Origin of the sequence: Solicola agrisoli, assembly GCF_049059935.1 — a bacterium.
Lineage (GTDB): Bacteria > Actinomycetota > Actinomycetes > Propionibacteriales > Nocardioidaceae > JAURVT01.
The window spans coordinates 1-14,728 of sequence record NZ_JBMGQR010000092.1 but is presented as its reverse complement, the minus strand read 5'-3'; the positions used below and the strand labels follow the sequence as shown (position 1 = coordinate 14,728).

The window sequence follows — 14,728 nt, the reverse complement described above, 5'->3', positions numbered from 1 at the left end:
CCGACGGCGGCGACTCGACCTGGATCACGAGGTCGACCGCGCCCATGTCGATGCCGAGCTCGAGGGAGCTGGTGGCCACGACGCACGGGATGCGGCCCGACTTGAGGTCGTCCTCGATCAGGGCACGCTGCTCCTTGGACACCGACCCGTGGTGGGAGCGCGCGAGCGTGGGAGCCGCGCCCTCGGTGGCGCCGGCCTGCGCCATGATCTGCGCGGGCGGCCGGGACGCGCCGACGACGTCGTCGGGGCTCGCCTGGAGGAGCGCGACGCGGTCGGTGTGGATCTCGTTGAGACGGGCGGTGAGGCGCTCGGAGAGCCGCCGCGAGTTGGCGAAGACGATGGACGTGCGGTGCGCGTAGACGAGGTCGACCACGCGCTCCTCGACGTGCGGCCAGATGGAGGCTTGACGCTCGACGTCGCCGGCCGCCGAGCCCTCGACGGGGGCCGCGGTGCCGAGCTCGGTCATGTCGGCGACGGGCACCACCACCGAGAGGTCCCACTGCTTGGTGGACGTGGGCGCCACGATCGTGACGGGCGCCTGCCCGCCGAGGAAGCGCGCGACCTCCTCGTGCGGACGGACGGTGGCCGACAGCCCGATGCGCTGGGCCGGACGGGCGTCGTGCTCGCGCAGGAGGTCGTCGAGGCGCTCGAGCGAGAGCGCCAGGTGGGCACCGCGCTTGGTGGCCGCCACGGCGTGCACCTCGTCGACGATGACCGTCTCGACGCCGGCGAGCGTCTCGCGCACGGCCGAGGTGAGCATCAGGAACAGCGACTCGGGGGTGGTGATGAGGATGTCGGGCGGCTTGGTGGCCATGGCCCGCCGCTCCTGCTGCGGGGTGTCGCCCGAGCGGACGCCGACCGTGATCGTGGGCGCGTCGACCCCGAGCCGCTTGGCGGTCTGCGTGATGCCGACGAGCGGGGCGCGCAGGTTGCGCTCGACGTCGACCGCCAGGGCCTTGAGCGGCGACACGTACAGGACGCGGGTGCGCTGCAGGGGCTCGGCGGGCGGGGGAGTGGTGGCCAGGCGGTCGAGCGACCACAGGAACGCCGACAGCGTCTTGCCCGAGCCGGTGGGCGCCACGACCAGGGCGTGCGCGCCGTCGGAGATCGCCTCCCACGCCCCCACCTGCGCGGTGGTGGGCGCGTCGAACGCGCCGGCGAACCACTCGCGGGTGGCCGGCGAGAACCGGTCGAGGACCGGGTCCGGCCCCGGGCGCGCACTCATCTGCCCATCCTCGCCCACGGGTCCGACAAGCGCCGGGTGCTGGTGTGACGGTTTCCCAGGTATACCTGGGAATCTGCCCCGGCACCTGGAGAACTTCCCGGGTGCCGGGACGGTTCTCCGTGCCGAGTGGGACGGACGGGACGGGTGCGACGGACGCCCGTCCGCGAAAACACCGTGGAGTCCTGTCGTGCGCCTGGCCTAGTGTCGCGCAGGTGAGCGACGCCACCCCGGGATCCCTCGTCCACGCCCGCGACCTCGTCAAGCGCTACGGCGACTTCACGGCGGTCGACGGGATCGAGGTCGACGTCCGGGCCGGCGAGGCGTTCGGGTTCCTCGGGCCCAACGGGGCCGGCAAGTCGTCCACGATGCGCATGGTGGCGGCTGTCTCGCCGCCCACGTCGGGCACGCTGCGCATCCTCGGGCTCGACCCGCGCACCGACGGGTCGGCGATCCGCGCGCGCATCGGCGTCTGCCCGCAGGAGGACACCCTCGACTCCGAGCTCACCGTCCGCGAGAACCTGACGGTCTACGGGCGCTACTTCGGCATGTCGCGCGCCGACTGCGGCGCCCGTGCCGACGAGCTGCTCGACTTCGTCCACCTCGGCGAGAAGTCCGGCGACAAGATCTCGGCGCTGTCCGGCGGCATGAAGCGGCGGCTGACGATCGCGCGGTCGCTGGTCAACTCGCCTGAGCTGCTCCTCCTCGACGAGCCCACCACCGGTCTGGACCCGCAGGCGCGCCACGTCGTGTGGGACCAGCTGTACCGGCTCAAGCAGACCGGCGTCACGCTCGTCCTCACCACGCACTACATGGACGAGGCCGAGCAGCTGTGCGACCGGCTCGTCGTCATGGACCAGGGCCGGTTCGCCGCCGAGGGGTCGCCGGCCGAGCTGATCGCGCGCTACTCCACCCGCGAGGTCACCGAGATCCGCATGGGCATCGGCGAGAACGAGGCGGTCGCCGAGAAGGTCGCCGACCTCGCCGACCGGGTCGAGGTGCTGCCCGACCGCGTCCTGCTGTACGCCGACTCCGGCGAGCGGGTGCTCGAGGAGGTGGCCGCGCGCGGCGTCGTCCCCGTCAGCACGCTGGTGCGCCGCTCGAGCCTCGAGGACGTCTTCCTGCGCCTCACCGGCCGGTCGCTGGGGGAGTGAGATGACCGCGATCGACATGGTCCTGCGTCAACGGGCCTACTTCTGGACGCTGTTCCTTCGCACCTGGCGCGGCGGCATCGTGTCGTACACGCTGCTGCCGGTCTTCTTCCTGCTCGCGATGGGGCTCGGCCTCGGCGGCTACGTCGACCGTGGTCCGGGCGACCTCGGCGTCACCTACCTCGCGTTCATCGCCCCGGGCATGCTCGCCACCAACGCGATGACCACCGCGGTCGGGGAGTCCACCTACCCGGTGTGGGTCGCCTTCAAGTGGGAGCCGGTCTACACCGCGCGCATCGCCACCCCGCTGCGCGTCGTCGACGTCCTCAACGGCCTGGTCGCCTACCTGGCCGTCCGCCTGACGCTCACCTGCGCGGTGATGATGGTGGTGCTCGTCGCGTTCGGCACGGTGGCCTCGGTCGCCGGCGGCGTCGCCGCCGTGCTCGTCGGGGCGCTCCTCGGGCTGGCGTACGCGATGCCGGTGCTCGCGCTGTCGGCCAGCATCGAGGACGACACCGCGTTCGCCCTGCTGTTCCGCCTCGGCATCCTGCCGATGACGTTGTTCTCCGGCGCGTTCTTCCCGATCTCGCAGCTGCCGGGCGTGCTGCAGGCGGTGGCCTGGCTGACGCCGGTGTGGCACGGCGTCGAGTCCACCCGCATGCTCACCACCGACCGCGTCGACGCGCTCGCGCTGCTCGGGCACCTGGCCTACCTGGCGCTGTGGGTCGTCGCCGGCTGGCTGCTCGCCCGCAGCCGGTTCGAGCGCCGGCTCGCCGACGGAGGCGTGTGATGGCCGGCTCGATGCGGTCGGCGCCGCCGTCCCTGGCGCTGCGCCTCACCCCGGTGCCCAGCACCCGCGGCGGCGCGCTGCGCATCCTCGAGCGGACGCTGCTCGTCTACCGACGGTCGTGGGTCGTGTTCCTCACCGGCATGCTCGAGCCGGCGTTCTACCTGCTGTCGATCGGCATCGGCGTGGCCGCGCTCGTGGGCACCGTGCGCCTCGACGACGGCACCGCCGTCCCGTACGCGGAGTTCATCGCGCCGGCGATGCTCGCCGCCGCGGCGATGAACGGCGCGATCTTCGACGCCACCTACGGCGTGTTCTTCCGGCTCAAGTTCGAGAAGCTCTACGACACGATCCTGGCCACGCCGCTGCGGCCGCGCGACGTCGCCACCGCCGAGGTCACCTGGTCGCTCACCCGCGGCGGCATCTACTCCGCGGCGTTCGTGCTGCTCATGGTCGCGCTGGGGTACGCCGAGTCGTGGTGGACGCTCCTCGCGCTGCCCGCGGCGGTGCTGATCGCGTTCGGGTTCGCCGGGGCGGCGATGGCCCTGACCACCTACATGCGCACCTGGCAGGACTTCGAGTACGTCCAGCTGGCGATCATGCCGATGTTCCTGTTCTCGGCCACCTTCTACCCGCTCGCCACCTACCCCGGGGCGCTGCAGCTCGTCGTCCAGGCCACCCCGCTGTACCAGGGCGTCGCCCTCGAGCGGGCCCTCACCACCGGCACCGTCGGGTGGGAGGCGCTCGGCCACGTCGCGTACCTGCTGGTGATGGGGTGCGTCGGCCTGTGGGTCACGTCACGGCGCCTCGGCACCCTGCTCACGTCGTGACCGGGCTGTCGGTGGCCCGACGCATACTGGCCGCGTGAGGCACAGCGAGTTCTGGGACCGGATGGAGCAGCACCTCGGCCTCGGCTACGCCCAGGTCTGGGCCAGCACCCAGGTGCTCGGCGAGCTCGGCAGCCGCACCGTCGACGAGGCCCTCGCCTCCGGTGAGCAGCCCAAGACCGTCTGGCGTGCCGTGTGGGCGTCGCTGGAGCTCCCCGACCGGGAGCGCTGAGCGCGTTCGCCGGGTTCCGGTGCGGCTCCGCTGGGGTGCTCGCCGACAGGCAGCTACGGGCGGGGTTGGGCGCCGCGGCCGGGCCACGCGCCTCGGCGATCACCTCCGCGACTTGCGAAACCCCGTCGGGAGGTGCGCCCTGGACGGTGTGGGCGCCGCTGGAGCTGCCGGACCGAGAGCGCTGGGGGCGTTCGCCGGGTTCGGGTGCGGCTCCGCTGGGGTGCTCGCCGACAGGCAGCTACGGGCGGGGTGGGCGCCGCGGGCTCGCCGCGGCCGGGCGCTCTGTCTCGGTGGGTGGACGGCTCGCCACCACCGGCCTCAGCGGTCACACCGACCGGGGCAAAGCGTCGCGAAACGTGGTGAATTCACCGTGGTTCGCAACTGTTTGCCGCGGTCAGTACCTCGACCGTCTCGCCCTGTGGGACCCGAGGCCGGCCGCCCACCCTCGCGACCACGACCCTCGTCCGTAGGTGCGCCCGTCGTCGCTCACCGCACCGACCGGGGAGTCACCGCTGGAAGACAGCCCAGGACCCCAGCCCCTACGCCGGCGTGACGCCCGTCGCCTCGCAGCAGTAGTCCCAGAGGAGCTGGCGGTCCTCGGCCTCCTCGAGCTGGGAGGGGACGAACGTCATCGGACGCGGACGGCGGTCCTGCCAGAACTGGCCGGTGGTCTGGACGGCCTCGTCCGACCCGATCAGCCACACGGCGGTGTCGGCGCCCTGCTCTGCGGTGCGCAGGATCGGCTTGGCGATCTTGGCGAAGCCGGGCAGCGAGTCGGTGACGCCCGGGGTGGCGGCCCAGCCCGGGTGCAGGCTGTGCACGAAGATCCCGTCGCCGGCGAGGCGCTCGGAGAGCATCGCGGCGACGACCACCTGCATCCGCTTGGTGCGGGCGTAGGAGCGGGTGCCGTTGTACTCGCCCTTGCGGTACTCCAGGTCCGTCGCCACCTCGTGCGTGAACGGCGCGGAGTACATGCCGCCGGACGACATCCACACGACGCGCGCGTAGCCCTCCTCGGCGAGGTTCTCGCGCAGCAGCTCGGTCATCAGGAACGGGCCGAGGACGTGGGTGGCCAGCGCCATCTCGTGGCCCTGGGCGGTCTCGGTGCGCTCGGGCGGCATCACGCCGGCGTCGTGGACGATGCCGTGGAGCGCGCCGATCCGGCCCTTGAGGTCGTCGCACCAGGCGCGGACGGCGTCGAGGTCGCTGACGTCGCACTCCTCGATGACGACGTCGGCGGTGGGGACGTCGCGGCGGATCAGCCCGGCCGACTCCTCCAGGCGCGAGGCCTTGCGCCCGACGAGGTGCACGATCGCCCCGAGCTCGGCGATGCCGGCGGCGGTGGCGCGGCCCAGGCCCGAGCTGCCACCCGTCACGACCACCCGCTTGCCGATGAGCGACCCGGGCTCGGCGTCGGCGGGCCACCAGCGCTTGCGCAGGCTGTAGCCGATCTTGGAGTACCCCGGGAGGATCGTCTTGTCGAGCAGGGTCTCGGCGATGCCGGTGAGCGCGTGGGGGGCCATGCACGCAACCCTACGGAGCGCCGAACAGCGCCGCATCTAGGCTCGGGGTCATGACGAACGACGACAGGCCGCAGCTCGCGGTCATCGGTGGCAGCGGCTTCTACACCTTCCTCGACGGCGCCGAGGACGTCGAGGTGAGCACGCCGTTCGGCGACCCGTCGTCCCCGGTCGCGGTGGGCACCGTCGAGACCGACGCCGGCCCGCGCCGCGTCGCGTTCCTGCCCCGCCACGGCCGCGACCACCAGTTCCCGGCCCACAAGGTCAACTACCGCGCCAACCTCTGGGCGCTGCGCAGCCTCGGCGTCCGCTGGATCCTCGCCCCGTGCGCCGTCGGGGGTCTGCAGGCCGAGCACGGCCCCGGCACGCTCGTCGTCCCCGACCAGCTCGTCGACCGCACCACCGGCCGCACCCAGACGTTCTACGACACCGGCGCCAACCACGTCTCGTTCGGCGACCCGTACTCGCCGGCCCTGCGCACGGCCCTGCTCGACGGCCTGCGGGGCGCCGGCCAGGAGCCCGTCGACGGCGGCACGATGGTCGTCATCGAGGGCCCGCGCTTCTCCACCCGCGCCGAGTCGCAGTGGTACGCCCGGCAGGGCTGGGACGTCGTCAACATGACCGGGCACCCCGAGGCCGTCCTCGCCCGCGAGCTGGCGATGGCCTACGCCACCGTCGCGCTCGTCACCGACCACGACGCCGGCGTCGAGACCGGCACGTCGGTCAACCAGGAGGACGTGTTCGCGGTCTTCGGCCGCTACACCGACCTGCTGCGCGACACCCTGCGCGGCGTGGCCGCCACGGTCGACCTCGACGGCGACGACCCCGCGTTCTCGGCCCTCGACGGCCTGCACCTGCCGTTCGAGCTGCCGTGAAGGTCCTGCTGACGGGCTCCGCCGGCTTCATCGGCCAGCACGTCGCACGGGTGGTCCGCGAGGCCGGGCACGACGTCGTCGGCCTCGACGCGCTGCTGCTCCAGGCGCACGGGCCGGACGCCACGCTGCCCGAGGGCACGGTGCGCGGCGACGTCCGCGTCCCGGGTGACCTCGACCCGCTGCTCGCCGACGTCGACGTCGTCTGCCACCAGGCGGCGATGGTCGGCAACGGCGTCGACGCCCAGGACCTGCCCGACTACGCCACGCACAACGACCTCGGCACCGCCGTGCTGCTCGCGGCGATGGCCCGGGCGAACGTCGGACGGCTCGTGCTCGCGTCGTCGATGGTGGTCTACGGCGACGGCCGGTACACCTGCCCCACTCACGGTGACGTTCCTCCCGCGACGCGTCGTGAGGAGGACCTCTCGCAGGGCCGCTACGACCCGCGCTGCCCGCACTGCGACGGCCCGATCGAGTGGCACCTGATCGGCGAGGACACCGCGTTCGCGCCCCGCACCAGCTACGCCGCGTCCAAGGTCGCGCAGGAGCACTACGCCGACGCGTGGTGCACGCTCGAGGGGTCGCGGGCCGTCGCGCTGCGGTACCACAACGTCTACGGCCCGGGCATGCCCGCCGACACCCCGTACTCGGGCGTCGCCGCGATCTTCCGCTCGGCCATCGCCCGCGGCGAGGCGCCCCGCGTCTTCGAGGACGGGCAGCAGGTGCGCGACTTCGTGCACGTGCACGACCTCGCCCGCGCCAACCTCGCCGCGATCGAGGCCGTCGGCGACCAGGCCCCCGGCCTCGAGGCCTACAACGTGTGCTCCGGGCAGCGCTACACGATCGGCGAGATGGCGCGCCGGCTGTCGCAGGCCGCCTGCGGTGACGAGCCCGTCCTCACCGGCGACTACCGCGCCTTCGACGTCCGGCACGTGGCCGCCTCGCCCGACAAGGCGCGCGACCAGCTGGGCTTCACCGCCCAGGTCGCCCCCGACGACGGCATCGCCGAGCTCGCGACGGCGCCGCTCCGCACCCGCTGACGGCGGCCGACCCCGCGCCGACTCGCCCCCGTCCCCGATCCGATGGGTTGGCGGGGTTCCCGCGCTCGGGAACCCCGCCAACCCGTCGAGTCGCGGACGGGCCGGACCGCGGACCGCTACTGGGGGCTCCGCGCCAGGGCGAGCACGGGGATGATGTAGAGCGTCTGGATCGCCAGGCCGAGGAGCACGTTGGTGGCCAGGGCGGGCATCCGCCAGCGCGACGGCAGGTAGGCGCACGCCATCAGCACGAACAGCGAGAACGGCATCCAGATCCGCTCCACCTCGGCCTTGCTCATGCCCGACAGGGTGGCCAGCAGGATCGTGACGAACCCGGCGACGGCGAGCACCGCGACGGGCTCGCGGCGGCGCAGCGCGGCGAACGCCTCGGGCAGCGCCGCCCACGTCACCAGGCCCACGCTGAACGTCCACGCCGCGAGGTTGGCCCACACCCAGTAGTGGTACGAGCGCTCGGAGGCGATGCCGGCGTTGTAGCGCTCGACGAGCACCGGGTAGGCCTCCCACCAGGAGAACCCGGCGACGGTGAAGGCCGCGGTGACCACCAGGGCCCCGGCGAGCGCGAAGGGCAGCACCGACCAGCGTCGCGTCAGCCACAGCACCGCGAGCGCCAGGATCCCGAGCAGCACCAGGCCGTACGAGAGGAAGACGCACAGCCCGAGGACGAGGCCGGCGGCCACGCCCCAGGCCGCGCGCGACCGGGTGGACGCGCGGGTGGCCGCGACGGCCAGCAGCGCCAGACCCCACGCGGCGACGGCCATGAAGAGCGCGTCGCCCTGGCTCATCCAGATCGCGAGCGGCGCGAGCACGAGCCACGGCGCGACGCGGCGCGCCCAGCGCTCGCCGGCCAGCACCCGGACGCACAGCGTGCCGGCGAGGACGCCCGTCGCGCCGAGCGTCATCACCACGACGCCGACCCAGAACGGGTCGTCGATCCCGATCCGGTCCAGGCCGATGTAGAACAGCAGCGCGCCCGGCGGGTGGCCGGCGACGTGGACGTGCCAGTTGTCGGGGTGCGTGTACGGGATCCGCTCGACGAACTCGTGCATCATCACGCCGACGTCCTGCACGCGGACGGCGTCGTGCAGGTACTCGCCCGGACGCTCGTAGAGCCGGGCGAAACCGGCCCGGCCGAGCGAGATCGCCAGTGAGAACGGCCACAGCCACGCCATCGCGTACGACGCCGCGAGGAACCAGGGCCAGGCCAGTCGTTCGACGACGTAGCGCCACGCGAGCAGCAGCCCGACGCCCACCGCGAGAGGCAGCAGCGTGTGGAACCCGACGTCCGGGCCCCAGTCGGCGTGCAGCGGCGGCGCGTGCACGCGGACGTCCTCGCCCGTGATGACGGGGAAGAGCATGGAGGCGACCACGAGCACCACCGCGCCGGCGACCGCGAGCCAGGCGCGACGCGCCGACCGTCCGGGGGAGTGGACAGGCGTCTGCGTCGGCGTCGTCACGGCCCCCAGGGTAGGGGGTCGGGCCTCGCGGACGTCGCCATCGCTCCAGGTCACGGGCCCGCCGCGGGGTCTTCGAGGGGCGGTTCTCAGGTGTTCGCACTAAATTCGTCACCATGACGCTCGGTCCCGATGCCCGCGCGGTGACCGTGTGCGACCTGGTGATCCCCTGTCGCGACGAGGCACCGGCGCTGCCGCCCGTGCTGGCGGCCGTCCCGGAGGGCTTCTCGGCGATCGTCGTCGACAACGGTTCGACCGACGGCACCGCCGACGTCGCGCGCGCCCACGGCGCCCGTGTCGTCACCGAGGACGCCCCCGGCTACGGCGCCGCGGTCCACACCGGGATGCTCGCGGCCACCGCCGAGTACGTCGCGGTGATCGACGGCGACGGCTCGATGGACCCCGCCGACCTCGTCCCCATGCTCGCGCTCGTCCGCGACGGCCAGGCCGACATGGCCGTCGGACGTCGCCGCCCCGTCTCGTCGACGGTCTGGCCCTGGCACGCCCGCGCCGGCACCGCCGCGCTCGCCTGGACGATCCGCCGCGGCAGCAGCGTCGACATCCACGACCTCGCCCCGATGCGGGTCTGCCGTCGCCAGGCCCTGCTCGACCTCGGCGTCGAGGACCGACGGTTCGGCTACCCGCTCGAGCTGATGCGCCGCGCGGCCGCCGCGCGCTGGACGATCCGCGAGATCGACGTGTCGTACCGCGAGCGGGCCAAGGGCACCAAGTCCAAGGTGTCGGGCTCGGTGCGCGGCACCGTGCGCGTCATCCACGACTTCGCGAAGGTGATGAGATGAGCGCCCCCACCGTCCTCGTCGTGGCCAAGGCGCCCGTCGCCGGCCAAGCCAAGACCCGTCTGGGAACGAACGTCGGGCATGAGGCAGCAGCAGATCTCGCAGCCGCCGCGCTCCTCGACACGCTCGACGCCGCGGCCGGCACCGGCTGGCCGGTCGTCGTCGCGATGACCGGCGACCTCCGCACCGCCCAGCGCGCCGACGAGGTGCGCGCCGCCATCGCGCCCCACCACGTGGTGCCCCAGCGCGGCGAGACGTTCGCCGACCGGCTCGTCGCCGCACACTCCGAGGCCGATCTCGGCCACGGCGTGGTGCAGGTCGGCATGGACACCCCGCAGGTCACCGCGGCGCTGCTGGTCCAGGCCGGCGAGGCGCTGACGCACCACGACGCCGCGCTCGGGCTGGCCGAGGACGGCGGCTGGTGGGTGCTGGCGGTCCGCCACGGCGGCCTGGCCACCTGTCTGGCCGAGGTCCCGATGTCCACCGACCACACCGGGGCGCTGACGCACGACGCGCTCGTCGCCTCCGGCGCGCGCGTGGCGCCGCTGCCGGTGCTGGCCGACGTCGATACGCTCGCAGACGCGGAGGCCGTCGCGGCCCTCGTGCCGACGAGCAGGTTCGCCCTCGCGTTGAAGGCGCACCGCACCCACACCGACCACGACGAGACCGGACCCGCCGCCGCGGCCGACGAGGAGGTAGTCGCGTGACCGAGATGCTCGACATCCAGGACCTGAGCCCCATCGAGGCCATGGACGCTGCGTTCGCGGGGCACCCCGCCGAGCTCGTCCACCACGACGGAGGCTCGGTCCCCCTCGCGGTCCACGAGTGGGTCCAGGACGCCACCGCCGTCGACCACGAGCTGTTCATCGACGCCTGCACCGGCACGACGCTCGACCTCGGCTGCGGCCCGGGACGGCTCACCGCCGGTCTCGCCGCTCGCCGCGTCCACGCCGTCGGCGTCGACATCTCCGCCGAGGCCGTGCGCCAGACGCGCGTCCGCGGCGCGGCTGCCGTGTGCCGCGACGTCTACGCCAGCATGTTCGGCATGGGCATGTGGGACCACGCGATCCTGGCCGACGGCAACATCGGCATCGGCGGCGACCCGGTCAAGCTCCTCTCGCACGCGCGCAGGCTCGTCCACCCCGGTGGGTCGATCCTCGTCGAGCTGGGCCCCACGGGCACCGGCATGACGCGCCACGACGTCCGCCTGCGCATCGGCGAGCGCATGAGCGGCCACTTCCGCTGGGCCTACGTGGGCGTCGACGCCCTCCCCGAGCTCACCGCTGCGACCAACTTGGTCACCCGCGACGTGATCTGCTCGGGCGGTCGCTCGGTCGCGGTGCTGCAGCGCCCCGCCGCCGATCGTTGAGCCCCGGCACCCTCTGGTACGCCGGCTACGGCTCCAACACGCTCGTCGAGCGGCTCCGCACCTACCTCGCCGGTGCCGACGCGTCCTCGCGCTTCGGCGCGCACCCCGCGACCGCCGAGCCCTTCGACGGCCGCACCTGCTGGACCACCAGCGCGCACCCGCTCTACTTCGCGGGTCGGTCGGTGCGCTGGGACGGCGCGGTGGCCTTCCTCGGGCTCGAGCCCCGCACGGGCGTCACCACCCGGCTGCGCACCTACGAGCTGACGCCCTCGCAGCTGGTCCACGTCGCGACGGTGGAGAACAACGTCCCCGACCTCGCCTGGGACGGCGACGTCACCGGCATCGAGGTCGGCGCGGCCCACCTGCTGACGCTGCCCTCCGGCCTGGACCCCGCCCGCGCCAAGTACGACGCGGTGCTGCGGCTGCCCGACCACGAGGACCGTCCGGTGGTCACGCTGACCACCTCGCGCGACCTCGAGCCCGGGGTGCCGGGGGAGGCCTACCGGCAGGTGATCGCCGACGGGCTGGCCGACAGCGACCTGGCGCCGGCCGGCGTCGAGGCCTACCTGGACGCCGCGGTGCGGCTGTCCGTCGACGGTCGGGAGCACCGCGCGTCGTAGTCGGGCGTGTCGCTCGCCGTCGAACAGGTGTTCGGACTAGTGTCGTCCCCAGGCCGACGTGCGAGGGGTCCTCGTCCACAGCGAGGACCATCGTGGCCACGGACTGTCCGTGGCTCCCTCTAGCGTCGAAGGTGGCCGCACTCCGACACGACAGAACAGGATCACGCACATGGCTGCAAACGACCGTGGCAAGGCACTCGAGAACGCGATGGCCCAGATCGAGCGCGCACACGGCAAGGGCTCGGTGATGCGCATGGGCGAGCGCGGCGTCGTCCCCATCGAGGTGATCCCCACCGGCGCCACCGCCCTCGACGTCGCCCTGGGCATCGGCGGTCTCCCGCGCGGCCGCGTGGTCGAGATCTACGGCCCGGAGTCCTCGGGAAAGACCACCGTCGCGCTCCACGCCGTCGCCAACGCGCAGAAGGCCGGCGGCATCGCCGCCTTCATCGACGCCGAGCATGCGCTCGACCCCGACTACGCCAAGAAGCTGGGCGTCGACACCGACGCGCTGCTGATCTCCCAGCCCGACTCCGGCGAGCAGGCCCTCGAGATCGCCGACATGCTGATCCGCTCGGGCGCGCTCGACATCATCGTCATCGACTCCGTGGCGGCCCTGGTGCCCCGCGCCGAGATCGACGGCGAGATGGGCGACAGCCACGTCGGCCTGCAGGCCCGCCTGATGAGCCAGGCGCTGCGCAAGCTCACCGGCGCCCTGCACGGCGCCGGCACCACCGCGATCTTCATCAACCAGCTGCGCGAGAAGATCGGCGTCATGTTCGGCTCGCCCGAGACCACCACGGGCGGCAAGGCGCTCAAGTTCTACGCGTCGATCCGCCTCGACGTGCGTCGCATCGAGACGCTCAAGGACGGTGGCGACTCGGTCGGCAACCGCACCCGCGTCAAGGTGGTCAAGAACAAGATGGCCCCGCCGTTCAAGCAGGCCGAGTTCGACATCATGTACGGCCAGGGCATCAGCCGCGAGGGCTCCCTGATCGACGTCGGCGTCGAGGCGGGCCTCGTGCGCAAGGCCGGTGCCTGGTACACCTACGAGGGCGACCAGCTCGGCCAGGGCAAGGAGAACGCCCGCGGGTTCCTGCGCGACAACCCCGACCTCGCCGACGAGCTCGAGAAGCGCATCAAGGAGCACATGGGGGTCGGCCCCCGCGTCGACGAGCCCGCCGACGCACCGGCCGACGTGGTCGCCGTCGACTTCTGATGCACGCCGACCCGGCCGACTGGGCCACCCCGCACGCCGGCCCGCGTCCCACGGGGCGCGGGCGGCGGCGGGGCCGCGAGGCGCCACCCGAGGGCGAGATCGACCTCGGGCCGCACGCGGACGTCGAGTCGTTCGCCCGGCAGATCCTGCTGCGGCGCCTCACCGACCAGCCCCGCACCCGCGCCGACCTCGCCGAGCAGCTGAGCAGCCGCGGGGTCCCCGACGACGTCGCGGGCCCGCTGCTCGACCGCTTCACCGCGGTCGGTCTGATCGACGACGCCGAGTACGCCCGCTCGTGGGCGCGGTCCCGGCAGCGCTCACGTGGCCTGTCCGGCCGGGTGATCGCCCAGGAGCTGCGCCGCAAGGGCGTCGACGACGAGCTCGTGCGCGAGACCGTCGCCGAGGAGATCGACGCCGAGTCCGAGCGCGAGGCGGCGCGGGCCCTGGTCCGCAAGAAGCTCCGCTCGATGCGCACCGTCGAGGAGCCCAAGCGGACCCAGCGCCTCGTCGGCATGCTGGCCCGCAAGGGCTACGGGTCCGGCGTGGCGTACGGCGTCATCCGCGAGGAGATCGGCGCCGAGGCCGAGCTGGACGCCCTCGACTCCCTGTGAGCGGTGTCCGCCTCCTGAGACGTCCGTCCACGACCCGGCCAGCCGATCCATCCTAGGTCCACTGACTCACGCGAGTTCAGAGCCGAGGAGGTTGTCGTGGTCGAGGTGCGCAGGTTGGCGGGCAACATCGGGGCCGAGCTGTCGGGGGTGCGGCTGGGCGGCGACCTGGACGCCGCGACCCAGCGCGAGGTCCGTGCGGCGGTCCTGGAGCACAAGGTCGCGTTCGTGCGGGACCAGCACCACCTCGACGAGGACGCCCACGTCGCGTTCGCCCGCTCGCTGGGCCCGCTGACCACGCCGCACCCGACGATCCGCAGCACCCACGACGGCGGCTTCGTCCTGCCGCTCGACGCCGAGAAGGGTGGCAAGGCCAACGCCTGGCACACCGACGTCACCTTCGTCGACCGCGTGCCGGCGTTCTCGGTGCTGCGTCCGGAGGTGCTGCCAGAGTCGGGCGGCGACACGGCCTGGGCGAACACCGTCACCGCGTACGAGAGCCTGACGCCCGGGCTCCGTGCGCTCGTCGAGGGACTCTGGGCTCGGCACACCAACGACTACGACTACGCACAGGCCGAGACCGAGCGCAGCGAGTCCGACCGCGCCTACGGCGAGGAGTTCCGCCGCACCGTCTACCGCACCGAGCACCCGGTGGTGCGCGTCCACCCCGAGACCGGCGAGCGCTCGATCGTGCTCGGCCAGTTCGCCGAGAGGATCGTCGGGCTGTCGCGCGCCGACTCGGACCACCTGATCGACCTCGTCCAGGCGCACGTCACGCGCCTGGAGAACACCGTCCGCTGGTCGTGGCGCCTCGGTGACGTCGCGATCTGGGACAACCGGGCCACCCAGCACTACGCCATCGCCGACTACGGCGACCAGCCGCGGCGGATGCGTCGCGTCACGGTGGCCGGCGACGTCCCGGTCAGCGTGGCGGGGGAGCCGAGCCGGGTGCTCGAGGGCGACTCGTCCGGCTTCGTCGCCGACGAGACGGTGAC

The 14,728-nt window shown here is 73.2% G+C and carries 16 protein-coding genes; 13 read left to right on the top strand and 3 right to left on the bottom strand.

The genetic code is table 11. The features are described 5' to 3' along the window. On the bottom strand, positions 1–1,225 hold a 1,225-nt coding region (locus ACI6PP_RS20810; RefSeq protein WP_421113615.1), incomplete at its 3' end, for a DEAD/DEAH box helicase. Positions 1,226–1,437: 212 nt separating this feature from the next. Here ACI6PP_RS20810 and ACI6PP_RS20805 point away from each other — a divergent pair. Genes ACI6PP_RS20805 through ACI6PP_RS20790 form a run of 4 tightly spaced genes read left to right on the top strand, consistent with a single transcriptional unit; the run spans position 1,438 to position 4,219 of the window. After that, the gene (locus ACI6PP_RS20805) at positions 1,438–2,376 is read left to right on the top strand and encodes an ABC transporter ATP-binding protein (protein WP_421113614.1); all 939 of its coding nucleotides are present in this window, start codon (positions 1,438–1,440) and stop codon (positions 2,374–2,376) included. Position 2,377: 1 nt separating this feature from the next. After that, positions 2,378–3,163 (top strand): ABC transporter permease, encoded by a 786-nt coding sequence (locus ACI6PP_RS20800; protein ID WP_421113613.1) that lies wholly within the window; start codon positions 2,378–2,380, stop codon positions 3,161–3,163. Beyond that, a complete protein-coding gene (locus tag ACI6PP_RS20795) occupies positions 3,163–3,990 on the top strand; it encodes an ABC transporter permease (RefSeq protein WP_421113612.1) in 828 nt (275 codons plus the stop codon). The genes ACI6PP_RS20800 and ACI6PP_RS20795 overlap by 1 nt, the downstream gene beginning before the upstream one ends. Positions 3,991–4,024: 34 nt before the next feature. Next, the gene (locus tag ACI6PP_RS20790; RefSeq protein ID WP_421113610.1) at positions 4,025–4,219 is read left to right on the top strand and encodes a DUF3046 domain-containing protein; all 195 of its coding nucleotides are present in this window, start codon (positions 4,025–4,027) and stop codon (positions 4,217–4,219) included. A gap of 539 nt (positions 4,220–4,758) precedes the next feature. Here ACI6PP_RS20790 and ACI6PP_RS20785 read toward each other — a convergent pair. Then, the gene (locus tag ACI6PP_RS20785; RefSeq protein WP_421113609.1) at positions 4,759–5,742 is read right to left on the bottom strand and encodes an SDR family NAD(P)-dependent oxidoreductase; all 984 of its coding nucleotides are present in this window, start codon (positions 5,740–5,742) and stop codon (positions 4,759–4,761) included. Positions 5,743–5,792: 50 nt separating this feature from the next. On the opposite strand from ACI6PP_RS20785, the gene ACI6PP_RS20780 reads away from it, so the two are divergent. Further along, positions 5,793–6,614: an S-methyl-5'-thioadenosine phosphorylase gene (locus ACI6PP_RS20780; RefSeq protein WP_421113608.1), complete on the top strand. Its 822-nt coding sequence runs from the start codon at positions 5,793–5,795 to the stop codon at positions 6,612–6,614. Further along, the gene (locus ACI6PP_RS20775; RefSeq protein ID WP_421113607.1) at positions 6,611–7,654 is read left to right on the top strand and encodes an NAD-dependent epimerase/dehydratase family protein; all 1,044 of its coding nucleotides are present in this window, start codon (positions 6,611–6,613) and stop codon (positions 7,652–7,654) included. Before ACI6PP_RS20780 ends, ACI6PP_RS20775 begins: the two co-directional genes overlap by 4 nt. A gap of 116 nt (positions 7,655–7,770) precedes the next feature. Here the strand turns inward: ACI6PP_RS20775 and ACI6PP_RS20770 are convergent, their stop codons facing one another. Then, entirely contained in the window at positions 7,771–9,126 is a 1,356-nt protein-coding gene (locus tag ACI6PP_RS20770; RefSeq protein WP_421113606.1) for a DUF2339 domain-containing protein, read from the bottom strand. Positions 9,127–9,239: 113 nt separating this feature from the next. On the opposite strand from ACI6PP_RS20770, the gene ACI6PP_RS20765 reads away from it, so the two are divergent. The 7 genes from ACI6PP_RS20765 to ACI6PP_RS20735 all read left to right on the top strand — a co-directional run. Next, the gene (locus ACI6PP_RS20765) at positions 9,240–9,923 is read left to right on the top strand and encodes a glycosyltransferase family 2 protein (RefSeq protein WP_421113605.1); all 684 of its coding nucleotides are present in this window, start codon (positions 9,240–9,242) and stop codon (positions 9,921–9,923) included. Further along, positions 9,920–10,627 (top strand): TIGR04282 family arsenosugar biosynthesis glycosyltransferase, encoded by a 708-nt coding sequence (locus ACI6PP_RS20760; protein WP_421113604.1) that lies wholly within the window; start codon positions 9,920–9,922, stop codon positions 10,625–10,627. The genes ACI6PP_RS20765 and ACI6PP_RS20760 overlap by 4 nt, the downstream gene beginning before the upstream one ends. A gap of 5 nt (positions 10,628–10,632) precedes the next feature. Then, positions 10,633–11,289 (top strand): class I SAM-dependent methyltransferase, encoded by a 657-nt coding sequence (locus ACI6PP_RS20755; protein ID WP_421113616.1) that lies wholly within the window; start codon positions 10,633–10,635, stop codon positions 11,287–11,289. Then, positions 11,286–11,909, top strand: a complete 624-nt coding sequence (locus ACI6PP_RS20750; RefSeq protein WP_421113603.1) for a hypothetical protein — start codon at positions 11,286–11,288, stop codon at positions 11,907–11,909. The genes ACI6PP_RS20755 and ACI6PP_RS20750 overlap by 4 nt, the downstream gene beginning before the upstream one ends. A gap of 169 nt (positions 11,910–12,078) precedes the next feature. Continuing rightward, the gene (gene recA, locus ACI6PP_RS20745) at positions 12,079–13,125 is read left to right on the top strand and encodes a recombinase RecA (RefSeq protein WP_421113602.1); all 1,047 of its coding nucleotides are present in this window, start codon (positions 12,079–12,081) and stop codon (positions 13,123–13,125) included. After that, on the top strand, positions 13,125–13,736 hold the full coding sequence (locus ACI6PP_RS20740; RefSeq protein ID WP_421113601.1) for a regulatory protein RecX: 612 nt from the start codon (positions 13,125–13,127) through the stop codon (positions 13,734–13,736). The genes recA and ACI6PP_RS20740 overlap by 1 nt, the downstream gene beginning before the upstream one ends. 96 nt (positions 13,737–13,832) lie before the next feature. Then, the coding region (locus ACI6PP_RS20735) for a TauD/TfdA dioxygenase family protein (RefSeq protein ID WP_421113600.1) at positions 13,833–14,728 on the top strand (896 nt) is incomplete at its 3' end.